Genomic DNA, 403 nt, shown 5'->3' with positions numbered 1-403 from the left:
CGCCGAGCAGGCCGCCCGGGAGGAAGCGCCGGCCGCGCGTTCGGCGGCGCTGACCGCGGCGTACGAGCACTACCGGGCACGGCTGGCCGCGGTGAACGCCCGGCTGCGCCCCCACGCGTACTCCGCGCTGAAAGACCGGGAAGAGCCGAGCGGGGAATTCGCCGACATCGACGCCTGCGTCCGCTGGATGGACGAAGAAACCGACAACCTCATCGCCGCGGCGCGCTCCGCCGCCGATTCGCCCGAATTCGCGTCGTACGCCCTGGACATCACCGAGCGCCTCTACTCGTACCTGTGGAAGCAGGACGCCCGGGCCGACCTGGTCGAGGTGGGCCGCATCGCGACCGCGGCCGCCGGGCACGTCGGCACCGACCAGGCGACGGAGCGGGCGACCGGCATCCGC

At 73.7% G+C, this 403-nt stretch carries 1 protein-coding gene; it reads left to right on the top strand.

Going from position 1 to position 403, the window contains the following annotated elements:
• Positions 1 to 403 (top strand): hypothetical protein (locus G3I65_RS42965; protein WP_160701178.1); only part of this gene is annotated, 403 nt, incomplete at both ends.

This window comes from Amycolatopsis sp. SID8362, from assembly GCF_010550475.1.
GTDB lineage: Bacteria > Actinomycetota > Actinomycetes > Mycobacteriales > Pseudonocardiaceae > Amycolatopsis > Amycolatopsis eburnea.
Note: the sequence above shows the minus strand (reverse complement) of the source record. Positions and strands in the feature narration are given on the sequence as shown.